The organism is Phycisphaerales bacterium AB-hyl4 (genome assembly GCA_041821185.1).
Taxonomy (GTDB): Bacteria; Planctomycetota; Phycisphaerae; order Phycisphaerales; family Phycisphaeraceae; genus Natronomicrosphaera; species Natronomicrosphaera hydrolytica.
Genome location: JBGUBD010000005.1, coordinates 255986 through 273132 on the forward strand (window position 1 = coordinate 255986; position 17147 = coordinate 273132).

Consider the following 17147-nt stretch of genomic DNA (forward strand, 5'->3'; position numbering starts at 1 on the left):
CATCCATGGAGGAATCATGTTGAGCCCCTTTTTCAAGTCAGCTCGTATGTTTCAACACGCGGTGCTCGCAGGCGCCATCGTCCTCGCCGCGCTCACCAGCGCTGCCCACGGCGTCAGCAGCAGCAGCAACGGCCTGATCGACGTCAACATCACCGAACTGCTCGGCATCGATCTCTTTCACAACGCGGGCTACACCGGCGAACGGGCGGTGGTCGGTGTGATTGAGTCGGGCCATCTCTGGAGCGACCACCAGACGCTTCGGCATGTGGACACGTTTATCCAGTCGCCGCAGGCGCGTTTCGGTTCGACGCAACTGGGCGACGTCAACCGCCACGCCACGTTTGTCGCCGGCTTAATCGGTGGCCGACCGGCCGACGCCGCCGTGTACAAGACCGGCTTCGCGCCCGGCGCGGAGATGTGGTCTGGCGCGATCGCCACCCAATGGTTCAACACGCCTTCGGTGCAGGACAGTTTTACCTTCGCTGACCATCATGCGCTGGTCTACCCGTTTTTGACCATGATGCGCACCGGCGTTGAGAACCGGCGGGCGGACGTGATCAATTTTTCCGTGGGCCTGGGGGCAGGCAGTGCGGCGGCCGACATTTCCGCACGCGTGATCGACTCGCTGACTTACGAGAACCGGCAGAGCGTCATCGTGTCGGCGGGCAATAGCGGGCCTTCGTCCGGCTCGGTCAATCGGCCAGCCGACGCGTACAACGTGATTACTGTCGGCGCCCTGGCACGCGGCACGGCCACGCCTTACGCGAACGTCGCAGGATTCAGCAGTCGTGGCCCGGGCAACTTCTACAACCCCGTGACCGGCGAAACCGTGCCGAATGCACGGGCGCTGGTGGACATCGTCGCGCCGGGGCAGAACCTGATCGCGCCGTTCTACGGCGGCACGACCGGGCAGAACACCGGCGGCACGGATATCTCCAACGGCCGCGGGGACCGCTACGCCGGCTATAACCCGCCGAACGGCCCGAACGTCGGCGGCCCCGTCAGCGGCACGAGCTTCTCCGCACCGTTGGTCAGCGGGACGGCTGCGCTGCTCGCCGACGTGGGTCACGACCGCTATCCCAGTCATGGCACGGACGGTCGCGTCATCAAGGCTGTGCTGCTGACCAGTGCCCAGAAACCCGGGCCGTGGAGCAATGGCCAGACGGTCGACGCGGATGGCGTCGTCCGCACCACGCAGGCGTTGGATTACACCTTCGGTGCAGGCCGACTCGACGCCGGCGCGGCGTTCACCCTTTACACCACCGGCACGACCGACCTGCCCGGCCACGACGGCGGCCTTGTCGCCGAACTCGGATGGGACTTCGGCATGGTCGGCGAAAACACCCCCACCGATTACCTGATCGACGTGCCGCTGGCTGCGGGCAGCACGTTTACTGCCACGCTCACATGGTTTGCCGAGCGCACGTTCGAAAACCTCGCTTGGAACGGCGTCACCACCGTCAGCGATAATCGACTCGACAATCTCGATCTGCAATTGTGGCAACTCACCGGTCCGGACTCGGCCGAGGCCGTGCTGATCGCCGAGTCGGTCAGCGAGTACAACACGGTCGAGCATTTTTCAATTTTGATCCCCGAAGCAGGCGAGTACATGCTTCGCGTCCTCTGGGAAAATAAGTGGTACGACCGTTTGGGCGGTGCGAATGTTCAAGAATACGCCCTGGCGTGGCACGGCATCGCAGTGCCCGAGCCTGGCACACTGGTGATCGTGCTTGCGTTGAGTGTGACGATGCTGCGTTCGCACCGGGGACGGCGCGTCGCATGAGCGGCGGCCGGCAGCCCTCGCTGTCGGTTGGCTACTTATTCAAACGGGATTTGATACATCTTATATTTTAGCGCGTGACATGGCGGGGCGCGCGGAGTAAGCTGAACCAGTCGGGCGGGGGCAATTCTTTTTTTTGGGCGATGATGGAGCGTTCGTCGGATCACAGCAAACCTGTGGAGTCGCGCTCATGGCCGGGGAAGCGAATCATGTGCAGGCGGAGGGGACGATCGATCAATCTGTCCGACGGTTCGTGCGTCAGGCGACGTGGGCGCTGGCGCTGCGCCGGGCGGTGATGTGGTCGGCAGGCTGGCTGGTGGCGTGGGGGGTGCTGGTGCTCGTGCTGCGCGTGACGGGGGATGTGTCGTTGCGGTGGCTGCTGGCGGGCGGGCTGGGGCTGCCGATGGTGCTGATGCTGGCGGGTTGGCGGGCGTGGCGGGCTCGGCCTGAAGCGGCGACGGTGCGGGCAATGCTCGACAGTCGGCTGCAATGCGGGGGGCTGTTGATGGTGCAGGATGAAACGGGGATCGACGCGTGGCGGGCGCGGTTGCCGGGGCAGGCGGCGATGCGCGTGCGCTGGCGCGGTGGGCGATCGCTGGCGGCGATGGGGGTGGCGGGGGCGTTTGTGGTGGCGGCGTTTGTCGTGCCGGAGCATGTGACGCAGATCGCGCGGGCGCAGCCGCTGGACGTGTCGGGGCCGACGGGTCGGCTGGCGGAGCAGTTGGAGGTGCTGGCGGAAGAGGCGTTGATCGAGCCGGAGGATGCGTCGTCGCTGGCGGAGCGACTGGATCGGCTGGCGGCGGAGGCGAGCGGCGATGATCCGGTGCGGACGTGGGAGGCGTTGGACCATTTGCGTGAAAGGCTTGAACAGGCCGCAGCCGAGGCGGGCGAGGCGGCGGTACAGGAGACGGCGGCACTGACGGCGGCGCAGGTGCTCGCCGAGGCGCTGGCGGAAGATGGCGATCTGCTGTCGGCCGAGCAGCAGGCCGAGGCGATGCAGGCGCTGGCGGACATGACGGCGCGGGCCATGGCGGAGCGCGGCGCGTTGAGCGACCAGTTGGGCGCGTCATTGGCCGAGGCGATCAACAGCGGGTCGCTGAGCGAGGAGCAACTGGCGGCGCTGGCGGAGGCGTTGCGGGATCGGAAGATGGACATCGCAGAGATGATGGACCGTCTGGCTGAATGCGATCTGGCGGATGAGCGGATGCTGACGGCTTGCCGACTGGCCGGCGAAGGCGAGAGCGGCGGGATGTGTGAGATGCTGGCAGGGCTGGACGGCGAGATGTCGATCGAAGACGCGGTGGCGATGTGGTGCCAGGGCGGTGGTTGGGGCATCAGTCAGAACGGCGGGCTGACGCCGATGACGTGGCATGACCAGCCGGGCACGGAGGAGGGGGCGGGGTTTGAAGCGATGGCGTTGCCGACGGCCGACGCGTCGGCGTTGCGCGACAGCCTGCTGGTGGGGCTCAGTGCGACGGCGCCGGAGGTTGATGAGCTGGCCGAGGCGTCGGTGGGCGGCGCGTTGCGCGATGCGCCGGCTGACGGGGGCGCTGCTGCGACGCAACGCCTGCTGCCACGCCATCGCGAGACGGCGCAGCGGTATTTCGATCGTGACGAGTCGAGGTGAGGTCGCGGCGGTGGCGGGCATTGCCTCGGCTGCGGTTGGATGGACGAACGGAAAACTGGCGAACGAAAAAATACAGCCGACGGCGCATCAATCAATTGATGAGGCAGATTGATGAGGCGGGTCGGTGAACGTCGGCTGGAGTGATGCATGGAGCAGGAAACAAGGTCGCCCGCGTTGTTGACGCCGGAGGAAATCGAGCCCGCGGCGGGGCTTGCCGGGCAGGTGCTCGATGAGTTGGACCGCCTGTTGCTGGGCCAGTCGTCGCTGCATCGCATGGTGCTCATCGGCGTATTGAGTCGCGGTCATATTCTGTTCGAAGGGTTGCCCGGCGTGGGGAAGACGGCGCTGATTAAAGCGCTGGCAGACATTTTGAACCTGTCGTTTTCGCGTGTGCAGTTTACGCCCGATCTGATGCCGGGCGATATTGTGGGCACGTCGATTCTTCAGGAGAACGAGCAGGGCAAGCGCGAGATGGTTTTCGAGCGTGGGCCGGTGTTCACGAACATTCTGTTGGCGGACGAAATCAACCGGGCGTCGCCGAAGACGCAGTCGGCGTTGCTGGAAGCGATGCAGGAGCAACGGGTGACGACGCTGGGGGCGACGCGCGAACTGCCTTCGCCGTTTTTCGTGCTCGCGTCGCAGAACCCGATCGAGCTTGAGGGCACGTATCCGTTGCCCGAGGCGCAGGTGGACCGGTTTCTGTTCAAGCTGCGTGTGTCGGGTGTGAAGGCCGAGGTGTTGGAGCAGATTGTCGATACGCGTCGTCGCGGCGAGCCGCCGGGCGTACGGTGGCGGCTGCCGGCGGGTGGGATGGATGTGCTCACGCGGGCGATGGAGCGGATCGTGCTGCCGCGGCCGGTCGCGCGATATGTGGCCCGGCTGGTGGCGGCGACGCATCCGGATAACGCAGGGGCGGGGGAAGGGGTGACGCGGTATGTGAGCTATGGCGCGTCGCCGCGTGCGGCGATTGCGATGGCGGAGGCCGGCCGAGCGGCGGCGCTGCTCAGCGGTCGGCCGACGGTGGGGTTTGAAGATATCAAGGCGGTTGCCCCCGCAGTGCTGAACCATCGCATATTGCTGAACTACCAGGCGCGGTTCGACAAGGTCGACAGCTTCGATGTAGTCGAGCAGTTGCTCGCGGCGGTGAACGACGTGGGCCTTGATCTGCCTGAAGACCTGGCGGTGGAAGTTCGCGCGACGTGATCGTGTTTCGGTGCAGAGGCCTTCGCGCGGGGCGGGTGCGTTGCGCGGGCGTGGCCTCGGCTGTTCGCTTATTGGCCCGAAGGGGGACGTCATGCAAGCGTATCGCATCGTGATCATCATGCTGCTTGGTTTGCTCGCGGCGCTGCCGCGGCCCGCCGATGCTCAGACCTTTGGCGACATCAACGTCAATGCGATCAGCACCTCTACTGGCGCGAGCACGGGCGGTTATGTCGAGCACCGTTTTATCATCACCAATCGCTCGGCCGAGCATGATCGCCATGTGGCGATCACCATGCCTGCGACCACGTGGGGCGGGGGCGCGGGGCATTACCTCCGCGGCTTACGTCGGGCCGTCATCGTGCCTGCCGACTCGACCGTGGAGTTGCCGATTCTTCAGCCGCCGTTGCCGTTGAACGGCGACGGTGCACGCATCGTGATTGATGGTCAGACGCAGCGCGGGCAGGTGGGCATCAGCGGCGGCAGACATGGTCACACGATGGACAGCTGGTACCGGGGTATCGGCGATGACGTGGCGGTGCTCGCGAGCCCATCGATCACCGGCGAACTGCGCGATCGGCTGGAAGCCATCGTGCAAGCGGAAACCGCGACGAGCACGCGGTATGGCAGCAGAGGGATGCGCGAGTTGCACCGGGCCAACCGGCCGCCGCGTCAGTGGAGCGACAACTGGTTGGCGTATTCCGCTTATGCCGGGCTGGTGCTGCGGTCTGAAGAGCTTGACGAAATGCCGCGCGCGGCGCGCGAGGCAATGTGGCAGTATGTCACCGCCGGGGGCACGCTGCTGGTGCTCGGCGACGCTCGGCCTGTGCCCGAGCCTTGGCAGCAGCGGCACGAGCGCGTCCTGTTCGCGGGCGAGGCGACCGACCGTTACGCCGTGGGGTTCGGCCAATGCTGGTTCATGCCCGCGGACCGAATTGATGCGACTCGCAGGAACGCGGACGCGACGAATGAACTGGCGCGTTACTGGGCATCGACCGCTCAGGTGATCAACCGTTACGAGTCGGTCGAGCAGGCGAATCGGCGGTTTTCGATTGTGGAACATTTGACCGTGCCGGTGCGCGGGCTGTTGGCGTTGATGCTGGTGTTTACGCTCGTGATCGGGCCGACCAATCTGGTGGTCGTGTCGAAGTTGAATCGGCGGATATGGATGTTGTGGACCGTGCCGGTGATCGCGATGCTGTTCGCGGGGGCGGTGTTCGGGTATGCGACGTTTGCCGAGGGCTGGCAGGCCGACCGCCGGTTGACGGGGCTGACGTTGCTTGATGAAACCAACCGCCGGGCGACCACGCTCGGCTGGGCGGCGTACTACTCGCCGCTCACGCCCGGCGACGGGTTGCGGTTCAGTCATGAAACCGAAGTCACGCCACAAGTACGGCTCGAAGGCTGGTCGAGCGATGGCTCGGTCCGCTTTGTCGACTGGACGCATGATCAGCATTTGTCCGGCGGCTGGATCTCGGCGCGCGTGCCGGCCCACTTTTCACTACGCAAAAGCGAAACACGGCGCGAACGACTGACGCTCGACCGTAACGAAGCAGGTCAGGTGACGGTGACCAATGCACTCGGGGCGGACATCATCGACGTCTATATCGCTGACCGCGAGGGCAGAGTGCATCACGTTCGTCATGTGCCAGCGGGCGGCCGAGCGACGCTGGCTTCACTGGAGCAGTACGGCAATAACGAGGCCGACCTTCGCGAGATGTTTGAAAACGACTGGCCGCGCATGATCGAGCGCATGGCAGACGAATCCGACAGGTACCGTGGGCCGGCGTTGGCGGACTATCTACGGCCGAATACTTACCTCGCGGTGGTGGAGGGTTCGCCGTTTCTTGAACCGGGGTTGGCCAGCGCCCGGCCGCGGCCGAGCCAGTCGGTGGTGTATGGCATTCTCGCGGAGGGTTTTCATGGAGATTGAAGTTCATCAGCTCAAGCGTCACTTCGGCAAGACGAAGGCCGTCGACGACGTGACGTTCGGCTTCGCTTCCGGGCAGATCTACGGCTTCGTCGGGCCCAACGGTGCGGGCAAGACGACGACGATGCGCATCATGGCAACGCTTGACGAGCCGACATCGGGCGATGTTCGTTTTGATGGGGTGTCCGTTGTGGAAGAGCCCGAGCGCGCCCGCCGACAGATCGGCTACATGCCGGACACGCTGCCGGCGCATCGCGATATGTGCGTGCACGAATACCTCGACCTGTTCGCCCGTGCGTACGGCCTGCCCCGGCAGCAACGCCGAAGCACGATCGCCCAGATCGAGCAGTTCACCAACCTTACCGGTATCCGAGAAAAGCTGTTGCGCGCCTTGTCCAAGGGCATGAAGCAGCGTGTGAGCTTGGCTCGCGCGCTGGTGCATGATCCGCCTTTGCTGATTATGGATGAGCCGGCGGCGGGGCTGGACCCGCGCGCTCGTGTTGAGCTGCGCGAGTTGATCAAGGCGCTGGCTGACCAGGGCAAGGCTGTGCTGATCAGCTCGCATATTCTCGCGGAGCTGACGGAGATCTGCGACGGCGCGGTCATCATCGAGCAGGGCCGGCTGCTGCGTGCGGGCACGCTGGAGGCGATCGAGCGCGGCGACGGCGAGGTCGCCAACCGCCGCGCGATTGCGCTTCGGCCACACGGTTCGGTCGAGGCGCTGTACAAGGCGATGCTGGAGATGCCCAAGGTCACCGACGCGCGCGTGGTGGGCGATCATGTTGAGGCCGACGTCGAAGGTGATGAAGACGACTGCTGCGACCTTCTCGCCGAGCTGCTTCGCAGAGAGTTTCGCATACTTGAGTTCAAGCAGGTCCGGCAGGGCCTCGAGCAATTGTTCATGAGCCTTACCGAGGGGAAAGTCCAGTGACCGCTATCCACGCCATTGCCCACTGGTTTGACGATCGCCTGAACCCCGTGCTTGTGAAAGAGCTGCGGCAGGCGGTGCGTTCGTGGTTCGTGATTATCGTGCTGATGCTTTTTCTGTTGCTGATGCTGGTAACGTTGACGATCTACCTGCTCGCGACGGACGACCTTGGAGGCAGCTTTGATGATGGGCAGCCGATCTTCATGATTCTTCAAGGCATGTTGCTGGGGACGTGCCTTTTGTTTGTGCCGATCTATGTAGGCGTTCGCCTCGCGGCGGAGCGGGCGGATCAGAATGTTGACTTGCTTTACATCACGACGCTTCGGCCGATGTCGATCGCGTGGGGGAAGGTCGTTTGCGGGCTGACGATCACGCTGTTGATCTACAGCGTTTGTGCGCCGTTTCTCATGCTTACCTATCTGCTGCGCGGGATCGACCTGCCGACGATCTTTCTTGCGTTGGGCATCAATCTGCTGCCGATGCTTGCGGTGTTGAGCCTGGCGATTTTGATCGCGGCGCTGCCGGTGAGCGTGGTGATGAAGGTGATTCTTGCGGTGCTGCTGGCGGTGGGCACGGTGAGTGTGTACACGATCACGATGACGATGGTGTCGACGCTGGTGTTCTTCGGTATTGGCGGGCGGATGGGTTCGTGGGAGTTCTGGGGCCCGGCGCTTGCTGGTGTGCTGCTTGTGGTCGGCGCGGCGGGGTTGTTTTTCATGCTTGCGGTGGCGGCGCTGTCGCCGCCGGCGTCGAACCGGGCGTTGGGCGTGCGGGTTTACATTACGGCGCTGGTGGTTGTGACCGGGGCTGTGGCGACGGCGCTTCATATCGTGTTGGCGGACGACTGGCCGTTCGCGAGTTGGTATGTGTGTGCGGTGATGCTTGCGGCGATGAGTCTGGTCGGGTCGGCGTGCGAGCGTGACACGCCGGGCGCGCGGATTCAGCGGACGATTCCCCGGTGGCGATTGTTTCGGCCGATGGCGTTTGTGTTGTACAGCGGCGCGTCGGGCGGTGTGTTGTGGTCCGTGCTGCTGGCGATGGCGGTCTTCGCGGCGGGGTGGGGTAATTACGCGTGGGTGAGCACGATGCGGATCATGCCCGTGGAGGACGCCGTGCTGCACAACATGCAGGGGATATGGCTTTACGTGGCGGCGTATACGTTCACAGCGATATTGATTCACCGTTACCTGATGCCGCGGTTCAAGTCGACGATGACGGCGGCGCTGGCGATGTTGTTGATGGCGATCGGGACGGTGGGGCCGATGATCGTGGCATTTTTCATTTGGCCGACGTCGTGGCATGAGACGGAGCGGGGGTGGTGGCTGACGAGTGTCGTGTCGCCGGTGGTGCACAGTGGGCGTGACTTCATGTCTTCGATCTATTTGTTCGTGGGCCTGTGGCTGGGGATGGCGGCGGCGCTCGCGGTGCCGTGGTGGGTGCGTGGCGTGCGGCAGTTTACGCCGACGTCGTATGGCGCGGCGCGGTTGGCGGGGTCGGTTGAGGAGGTCGCGGTGACTGCGCCAGCGGCGTCCGCCGTGGTGGTTGAGTCGTCGTCGACGATGGCGGCAGGCGAGGGTGCGGCGGATGGATGAGCAGGCGATTCGTGTGGCGTTGGACGTTGGCGAGCGGATGGGGGCGCGGTACGCGCTGCTGCCGCCGCGGCGGACGGTGGCGGGGCCGGGGGGCGAGCAACTTGCGCATCGCGCGGGCAGCAGTGTCGAGTTTATGGAGCATCGCGATTACCGGGCGGGCGATGATATTCGCCGTATCGACTGGGCGGCTTACGCGCGGACGGATCGGTTGACGGTCAAGCAGTATCGCGACGAGGTGAGCCCGCATGTGGATGTGGTGATCGACGGTTCGCGATCGATGGCGCTGCCCGACAGCGCGAAGGGCGAGGCAACGGTGGGCGTCGCGGCGGCGGTGGCGTCGGCGGCGGCGAGCAGCCGATTTACGCATCACGCGTGGCTGGCGGGCGAGGCGGTATTGCCGGTGGGTCAGGGTCGGGATCGGCCGACGGCCTGGATGGGGCTTGGGTTTGATGGTGAGCGGAGCGTGGGCGAGCAGCTCGCGGCGGCGCCGGTGCGGTTTCGGCCGCATGCGTTGCGCGTGCTGGTCAGTGATCTGCTCTGGCCGGACGAGCCGACGGTGGTGTTGCATCGGTTGGCGGACGGGGCGGCGGGCGTGGTGGTGGTGCAGGTGCTCGCGGCGGCGGACGTCGAGCCGCCGGGGCATGGCAACCTTCGTCTGCTCGATGCCGAGACGGGCCAGCATCGCGAGATGTTTATTGATGACACGGCCAGGCAGCGCTACGTGCGCAGGCTTGAGCGTCACCAGTCGCAATGGGCGGCCGCTTGCCGAGGCGTGGGCGCGGTGTTGGTGACTTTGGTGGCGGAACGGCTGGTGCAGCGATGGGACTTGAGCGAACTGGTACGCGAGCAGGTATTGCGCGTGTTGTGATGGATTGACGTTGTAGCGGAGGGTGAGCCGACTGAATTATGCCTGTATTTGTTTTGCCTTTGGCGCTGCTTGGGTTGACGGCGCTGCCTGCGTTGGCGGCGATCTATTGGCTGCGCAATCGGCATCGGCGGCAGGTCGTGTCGAGCCTGCTGCTGTGGGTGGATGAGCGTCAGCCGCGCGAGGGCGGCGTGCGTGTGCGGAAGGCGCAGACGTCGTTGTTGTTTTTGCTGGAGCTGATCGCGCTGCTGCTGCTGGCGACGGCGGCGGCGGACCCGCGAGTGTTGTGGTCGGAGCAGCCCACGGTGTATGTGGTGGTGCTGGATGATGCGTTTTCGATGCAGGCAGGTGAGGGGGATGACACGGCGAGGGCGCGAGCGGTGGCGGCGCTGCGCGACGAGTTGAGGGGGCAGCGGTTTGCGGTGCGGTTCGTGCTCGCGGGCGAGCGGGCGCAGCTGCTCGGTGAGCCGGTGGAGCGCTGGCCGGATGCGGCGCGGGTGCTGGAGGGTTGGCGATGCGAGTCGCCACGTTCGTCGTTGCCGACGGCGGTGGCGATGGCGCGGGAGATTGGCGGCGCGGAGGCGCGTGTGATCGTGCTGACCGATCGCGAGCCGACGCGGGGGATGGAGGCGGGGCGACTGCTCTGGTGGGCGTTTGGCGCGTCGCGGGCGAATGTGGCATTCGTCAACGCGGTGCGCAGTGTGGCGGACGGCGCGGGTGATCGGGCGATGCTGGAGATCGCCAACTTGTCGGACGAGGCGGCGCGGCCGACGTTGAGCGTGAACGGCGCGTCGCAGCAGTTGACGTTGGCAACGGGCGAGCGACGTCGGCTGTGGTTTGATCTGCCGGCGGACACGGGGCCGTTGATTGCCGAGTTGTCGGATGATGCGCTGGCGTTTGATAATCGGGTGGTGTTGCAGCCGGCGCGAGCGCCGCGGGTGTCGGTGGCGTTGGCGATTGCGGACGAGCGGTCGCGTGAGATGTGGCGGCAGGCGCTGGCTGCGACCGGCCGGGCGCGGCTGGTGTCGGGGCCAGCGGATGTGTTGATTACCGATGCGGCGGCGGCATTGCCGAGCGTTGCGGCCGGGACGTGGACGTTGCGGCTGCGTCATGTGGACGAGCCTGCGGCGTTGACTGGGCCTTACATCATCGATCAAGGTCATCCGCTGAACACGGGGCTGTCGCTGGCGGGGGTGGTGTGGGCGGGCGGGCGCGAGGTGGAGATGCCGGGCATGCCGCTGATCAGCGCGGGCGAAGCGGTGTTGTTGAGTCATGTTCGTCGCGGGGCAGGTGCGGATGTGCTGCACATGCAATGGCGGCCGGACCTTTCGACGCTGCCGCGGATGCTGACGTTTCCCGCGCTGGTGTGGAACCTGCTCGACTGGCGGGCAGATCATTTGCCGGGCCCGAGTGAGACGAACCTGCGGCTGGGCATGATGTCGCGGATTGTTGCGCCGCCTGGGGTTGATGCGGTGGAACTGATCAGCCCGACGGACGAGCGGCATCGGCTGACGTTGATGGATGCGGTGGCGACGTGGGAAGCGACGCGCGTGGGTGAGTGGCAGGTGCGTGTGGGTGAGGAGGCGTACGCGGTGGCCGTGAACGCACTGGAAGCGGGCACGTCGGACTTGCGCGGCGCGACCTCGGGGCGATGGGGTGATCGGCTGGACGAGCGTTCGTTGACGGAGCGGTACCAGGCGGTGAGTTGGGTGTTGCTGTTGGTCGTGTTGGGCGCGTTGACGTTGCATGGCTACTTCGTTTGGCGTGGGGGGAGTGGCAGCGCATGAGTTTTGATTCGCCGATCTGGTTGTTGATGCTCGCGCCGATGGCGCTCGCGTGGTGGTTGTGGCGGGGGCCGACGGCGACTGTGCATGGGTTGCGTGGGGTGTTGTTGTTGCTGGTGGTGGTGGCGATGGCGGGGCCGACGCTGCGGCTGCCGGACCGGTCGGGGACGGTGGTGGTGGTGGCCGACCGGAGCGCGTCGATGCCGGCGGAGGCGGAGGCGCGGCAGCGTGAGTTGATCGACATGCTTGTGCGTGAGATGGGGCAGCGCGATCGCTTGGCGGTGGTGTCGTTCGGCCGGCGGGTGGCGGTGGAGCGTCAGCCGGAGGTGGGGCGGTTTGGCGGGTTTGTGCAGTCGGTGGATGTGGATGGCTCGGATCTGGGAGCAGCGCTTGAGCGTGCGGCGGGGCTTGTGCCGAGCGACGGCGGCGGTCGCGTGCTCGTGCTCAGCGATGGGTTGTGGACGGGGCGGAACCCGATGCTCGAAGCGGGGCGAGCGTCGGCTCGGGGGTTGGCGATTGATTATCGATTGCTTACGCGGTCGCGGGCGAATGATGTGGCGGTGCAGCGGTTTGAAGTGCCGCATCGCGTAAGCGAAGGCGAAGCGTTTTTGATGCACGCGTGGGTGCAGACGCCGGTGGCGCAGCCGGTGGCGTATGAGCTGCGACGTGGCGATCGTGTGCTCGCGCGAGGCGAGCGCGAGATGACGATGGGGGTGAGTCGGTTGACGTTTCGCGATCACGCGGCGTCGGCGGGTGTGCGGCGGTACACGTTGCATGTGACCGGCGCGGCGGACGACCCGGTGCCGGAGAACAATACGGCCGAGGCGCTGGTGGATGTGGAAGGCCGTCGGCCGATGCTGGTGGTGACGGAGTCGGCCGAGCCGAGGCTGGCGGGCTTGCTGGAAGCGGGCGGGCTGGCGGTGGACGTTCGGCCGCCCGGCGCCGTGGATTGGTCGTTGGCGGGGCTGTCGGGGTATGCCGGCGTGTTGCTGGAGAACGTGCCGGCCGATCGCGTGGGCGCACGGGCGATGGAGCGTCTGGCTGTGTGGGTGAATGAGGCGGGCGGCGGGCTGATGCTTACAGGCGGGCGGCGATCGTTCGGGCCTGGCGGCTACTTCGAGTCGCCGCTGGACCCGCTGCTGCCCGTGTCGATGGAACTTCGGCAGGAGCATCGCAAGCTGACGCTGGCGGTGCTGGTGACGCTGGACCGCTCGGGCAGCATGAATATGCCGGTGGCCGGCGGGCGAACGAAGATGGAGCTTGCGAATCTGGGCACGGCCAAGACGCTGGACATGCTTTCGCCGATGGATGAGTTCGGCGTGCTGGCGGTGGACACGCGGCCGCACGTGATCGTGCCCATGCAGCGCGTGCCGGATGAACCGAGCGCGATGCGCAATCGCGTGCTGCGCATGGCGTCGATGGGGGGTGGCATTTACATCGAAGAGGCGCTGCTCGCATCGGAGCGCATGCTCGATGAGGCGACTGCGGCCACGCGCCACCTGATTCTCTTTTCCGATGCGCAGGACTCGGTTCAGGAGGGCCGGTACCGCGAGATACTTCGTGATTTTGAGCGGAAGAACATCACGGTGAGCGTGATCGGCCTCGGCTCGGAGCGCGATATTCATGCGGAACTGCTTCGCGACATTGCGGCGCGCGGCAACGGGCGCATTTATTTCACCGACGACGCGAACCGGCTGCCCGAGCTGTTTGCGCAGGATATGGTCATGGTCGCGCGCAGTACGTTTGTGGATGAGCCGACGCCGATCCGCGCTACGGCCGGCCTTGTATCGCTGCTGGGGCGATCGCTGCCTGATCCGCCGGCGGTGGGCGGCTACAACCTGACTTACCTTCGGCCGGGCGCGACGTTGGCGATGCACAGTGTTGACGAATACGAAGCGCCGGTTGTTGCGGGCTGGCAGGCCGGGCTCGGCCGAGCGGTGGTTTATACGGGCGAAGCGGATGGCCAATTCACCGGGCCGATCGCGCAGTGGCCGCAGGTGGGCGAGTTGCTCACCAGCCTCGCGCGGTGGACGGTTGGCGAGGACGATGACACGCCGACGGAGATCGTAATTACGCAACGGCTCGATCGCGGCACGCAGATCATCGAGTTGCACGTTGACGCGCAATGGGCGGCTACAGAGTTAACGCAACTGCCCACCGTCACCACGTTGCGCGACAGCGAGCAAGGCGAGCCGCGACGGGAGCAGACGCCGATGCACTGGGTTGCCGCCGACCGCCTTGTCGCCGAAGTGCCTCTGCACGGCCAGGAGTCCGCGCTCTCGATCGTCCACCTGCCGGGCCACGGCCAACACCGCCTCGCGCCCGTGCGACTGCCATACTCGCCGGAGTTTGCACCGGTAAGCGAAAGCGGCGCACGTACGCTTGCCCAGCTCGCTCGCGCGACCGGCGGACAGGAACGAATCAGCGTCGCGGGCATGTGGGGCGACCTGCCGCGCCTGCCACAGCGGTTACCTGTTGGCCATTGGTTGCTGATCGCCGCGATCGTGGTGCTGCTAGCCGAGGTGTTGGAACGTCGTACGGGGTTGCTTGGGCGAATGGTGCGCTTACCGCGAGTCGTGTGGTGGCGTACGCCTCGACCTGCCGGCAATGGGGAAGTTCAGGTTAGTGATGACGACAGGGTGCCGCGCACGGCTCATCCGGCGACGTCGGCGTCAGCGGATGCGACGTCGCCCAAGCCTGTCGAGCCCCCGGCTGCCACACCTGCCGGCGCGCTCGCGAACGCGATGGCGCAGGCACAGCGTCGCGCGGCACATCGTCACGATCGCACTTAACGAAACAATGTGGTTTTTCGCCTACAACATTCAGCCGACGATGGTGAAGGCGAGCTAAGTGGAGCCATCATGAGCCAGGACGACGACTTGTCGGCCGACGATGGCTCACTAACGCAACCCCTTGTTACACAGTGGAAAACGCCTCAAATCAAGGGCGTTGAAGTGAATGCCGGTGGAGAGACTCGAACTCTCACGGGTTTTACCCCATCGGATTTTGAATCCGACGCGTCTGCCAATTCCGCCACACCGGCGTTGGGTGTCGTCATGGAATGACATATCTTGGCGTGCACTGCTAAAGGTGTCAATTGCCAGCAGTTTACGTCGTCAATTCTTGCTTGTGCCAATGTTTTCGAGGGGCAGGCGTCGATTTGCCCGGACGAATCGGCGGACTTGCTCGATCCGTTTGGACGATAAGCCGATAAAGGGATTGACGCCGCCGGGTGGGAGCTTTATCGTGCAAAATCGCATGGGGAAATTCCCTACTGTTCTTGTCGTATTTTTGCTGAGCGGTTCGGTCGCTTTTGCGGGCGTGGCGCCAGGGGTGGCGGTCCCGGAGGAGCGTCGGCAGGTGACGCCGACGACGCTTGAGCCGTTGGCGGCGCATTTCGGTGACGAGCCGCGTGCCTATCGTTCGCCACACTTCGTGCTGCTGTATGACGTTGAGCCGTGGCAGGCGCGGATGCATGTGTTGTTGCTTGAGCGGACGCACGCTCAGTTTTATGAGGTGTTCGGGCAGGGCGACTTTGCGTTGCGGCCCTTGGGCGAACGGCTGGTGTGTCTGCTGTTTGCCGAGCAGGCTGATTTTGTGGATTACGGGCGGGCAGCGGACGGAATGGACCTTTCGTGGACGGGCGGCTACTACTCGGCGCGGACGAATCGCGTGGCGTTGTTTCAACGGGGTTGGCCGGAGCAGCAGCCGGATGTGGTGGACGCCGAGCCGGCGATGGCGCTGGTCGACCGCGAGCGTGAGGCCGATCAGCCGACGCTTCGGTTCAGCGCACTCGAGCCGGCGGCGAGCGATCATCGAGCCGACGGGCTGGCGAGCACGGTGCATGAAGCGGCGCATCAGCTGGCGTTCAACAGCGGGTTGCAGTCGCGTGGCGTGATGTATCCGCTGTGGGTGTCGGAAGGCCTGGCGATCAGTTTCGAGACGCAGAACCCCAGCAAGGCATTCGGGCCGGCGTACATCAACGAGCCGCGGCGGGCGGATCTTCGCGTTGCGCGCGAGGCGGGACGTTTGATGGAGTTGGAGCAGTTTGTCAGCCTGGTTCGGCCGCCGGTGGATGATGCGGCGATGGTTCGCGCGGTGTATGCCCAGGCTTGGGCGTTGTTTCATCATCTGTACAACCACGAGCCGAAGGCGTTGCGCGGTTATCTTGGTCGACTGGCAGACCTGCCGCCCGGCCGACGTAGCGCCCACGTGCTGCGGCGGGAGTTTGTCAGCGCGTTCGGCCCGCTGGAGCAGTTCGGCGATGCATGGCAGGCTCACCTGGTCGCGTTGACTGCTGAGTGATGTGCTTTGGGCGCCCTGCCGCATTGGGCCGGGCACCCACGGATGCAATCCGTGGGCTTTGGGGGGTTGACTGGAGTTCCCAATCGTAAACAACCGCGGCCGGGGTGATGCCCAGGCCGCGGTTGCGTTGTGTGTGAACGGTTATTTTCGTTCGACCGATCAGGCCGCGTTCAGCCGACGTCGGCGGATGCGGTGGATGGCACCCAGTGCACCGAACAGGGCCATGCCACCCCACGCGGCGGCGGGCACGGGGACCACGGCACCGGTGGGCATGATCTGAGCGTAGAGGTCGTGCTTTTTGGTCCACAGCTTCTTGGTTGTGAAGCTGTTGTAGAAGTTTTCGCCATCATTGCTGAACCCGAGCAGGTCGAGCTGGTATTCGTAGTTGCCGGCCCAGAACGTGGTGGACGCGGCGCTGCCGAGGTCCAGTTCGAGGCTGTCGGAGAGGACCCGGAGGGTCACGTCCATGTCGAACGCGAGCGTCTGGTTGCCGAGGCCGCTGGGGTCGCTGAAGCTCAGTTCGGTGGTGATGGGCAGGTGGTAGTTGCCGGGAAAGAACAGGTTGTTCATGCTGTGGTTAGTGTGCCGAACGCGTGAGATTTTGAACGGCTGACTGGCGGAGACGTTGTTGAAGTTCTGGTTTTGGAGCGAGATGGTGCTCTTGCCCCATGAGAACGGGCTGTCGCCGCCGACCTGGATCGAGCTTGATCCGTTGGCGTCAAAGGTTGACACGGCCTGGCCGCTGAACTGCGAGCTGGCCATGGCGGGCGCGGCGGGCATGGCGACGGCGGCGAGGCCGACGATGAGCGTCGCGGTGCAAAGGCTTCGCAAGGGACGGGTAGAAATTGCGTTCATGATTCTTGGCTCCTGCACTTTGTGCTTTTTTTGTGGCTTATCCCCCCGGCCACACCCGGGCCGCCGATCGATCGGCGGATGAAAGTTAGACTTCAAAGCTACACCCGGGCCGCGGGCGGGCCACCGTTTCTTGTCATGCAATGAAGATTTGTGGGGGTGGGGGGCAGCCTGTGCGGGCTAGGGATTTCGAGTAAACTCGGCAGCCCGATTGCGGCCGGCACGCGCTGGCCGCCATGCCTTGCAGGGAGCTGATCTTGCGCTCGAAGCGTTTCTTTTGTCAG

Annotated in this window: 11 protein-coding genes and 1 tRNA gene; 10 read left to right on the forward strand and 2 right to left on the reverse strand. The window is 65.1% G+C overall.

Translation table 11 applies throughout. From position 1 onward, the window contains the following. Positions 1 to 46 precede the first annotated feature (46 nt). The 9 genes from ACERK3_09825 to ACERK3_09865 all read left to right on the forward strand — a co-directional run bounded on the left by ACERK3_09825 (position 47) and on the right by ACERK3_09865 (position 14498). Positions 47 to 1783 carry a S8 family serine peptidase gene (locus tag ACERK3_09825; GenBank protein MFA9478593.1) on the forward strand — a complete coding sequence of 579 codons (1737 nt, stop codon included), beginning with the start codon at positions 47 to 49 and terminating at the stop codon, positions 1781 to 1783. A gap of 187 nt (positions 1784 to 1970) precedes the next feature. Continuing rightward, entirely contained in the window at positions 1971 to 3407 is a 1437-nt protein-coding gene (locus ACERK3_09830; protein ID MFA9478594.1) for a hypothetical protein, read from the forward strand. Positions 3408 to 3554: 147 nt separating this feature from the next. After that, positions 3555 to 4610 carry an AAA family ATPase gene (locus ACERK3_09835; GenBank protein ID MFA9478595.1) on the forward strand — a complete coding sequence of 352 codons (1056 nt, stop codon included), beginning with the start codon at positions 3555 to 3557 and terminating at the stop codon, positions 4608 to 4610. 91 nt (positions 4611 to 4701) lie between these two features. Continuing rightward, the gene (locus tag ACERK3_09840; protein MFA9478596.1) at positions 4702 to 6540 is read left to right on the forward strand and encodes a hypothetical protein; all 1839 of its coding nucleotides are present in this window, start codon (positions 4702 to 4704) and stop codon (positions 6538 to 6540) included. Continuing rightward, positions 6530 to 7468, forward strand: coding sequence for an ABC transporter ATP-binding protein (locus ACERK3_09845; protein MFA9478597.1), 939 nt, complete (start codon positions 6530 to 6532; stop codon positions 7466 to 7468). Before ACERK3_09840 ends, ACERK3_09845 begins: the two co-directional genes overlap by 11 nt. After that, entirely contained in the window at positions 7465 to 9057 is a 1593-nt protein-coding gene (locus tag ACERK3_09850; GenBank protein MFA9478598.1) for a hypothetical protein, read from the forward strand. The genes ACERK3_09845 and ACERK3_09850 overlap by 4 nt, the downstream gene beginning before the upstream one ends. Then, positions 9050 to 9925, forward strand: a complete 876-nt coding sequence (locus ACERK3_09855; protein MFA9478599.1) for a DUF58 domain-containing protein — start codon at positions 9050 to 9052, stop codon at positions 9923 to 9925. Before ACERK3_09850 ends, ACERK3_09855 begins: the two co-directional genes overlap by 8 nt. Before the next feature lie 38 nt (positions 9926 to 9963). Next, positions 9964 to 11709, forward strand: a complete 1746-nt coding sequence (locus tag ACERK3_09860) for a BatA domain-containing protein (protein ID MFA9478600.1) — start codon at positions 9964 to 9966, stop codon at positions 11707 to 11709. After that, the gene (locus ACERK3_09865; protein ID MFA9478601.1) at positions 11706 to 14498 is read left to right on the forward strand and encodes a VWA domain-containing protein; all 2793 of its coding nucleotides are present in this window, start codon (positions 11706 to 11708) and stop codon (positions 14496 to 14498) included. The genes ACERK3_09860 and ACERK3_09865 overlap by 4 nt, the downstream gene beginning before the upstream one ends. A 167-nt stretch (positions 14499 to 14665) precedes the next feature. On the opposite strand, the gene ACERK3_09870 is transcribed toward ACERK3_09865, so the two are convergent. Further along, positions 14666 to 14749: transfer RNA gene (locus ACERK3_09870), tRNA-Leu, on the reverse strand. A 290-nt stretch (positions 14750 to 15039) separates the two neighbouring features. Here ACERK3_09870 and ACERK3_09875 point away from each other — a divergent pair. Next, positions 15040 to 16011: a DUF1570 domain-containing protein gene (locus tag ACERK3_09875; protein ID MFA9478602.1), complete on the forward strand. Its 972-nt coding sequence runs from the start codon at positions 15040 to 15042 to the stop codon at positions 16009 to 16011. Between the two features lie 159 nt (positions 16012 to 16170). On the opposite strand, the gene ACERK3_09880 is transcribed toward ACERK3_09875, so the two are convergent. Next, positions 16171 to 16866, reverse strand: a complete 696-nt coding sequence (locus ACERK3_09880) for a choice-of-anchor K domain-containing protein (protein ID MFA9478603.1) — start codon at positions 16864 to 16866, stop codon at positions 16171 to 16173. Positions 16867 to 17147 lie beyond the last annotated feature (281 nt).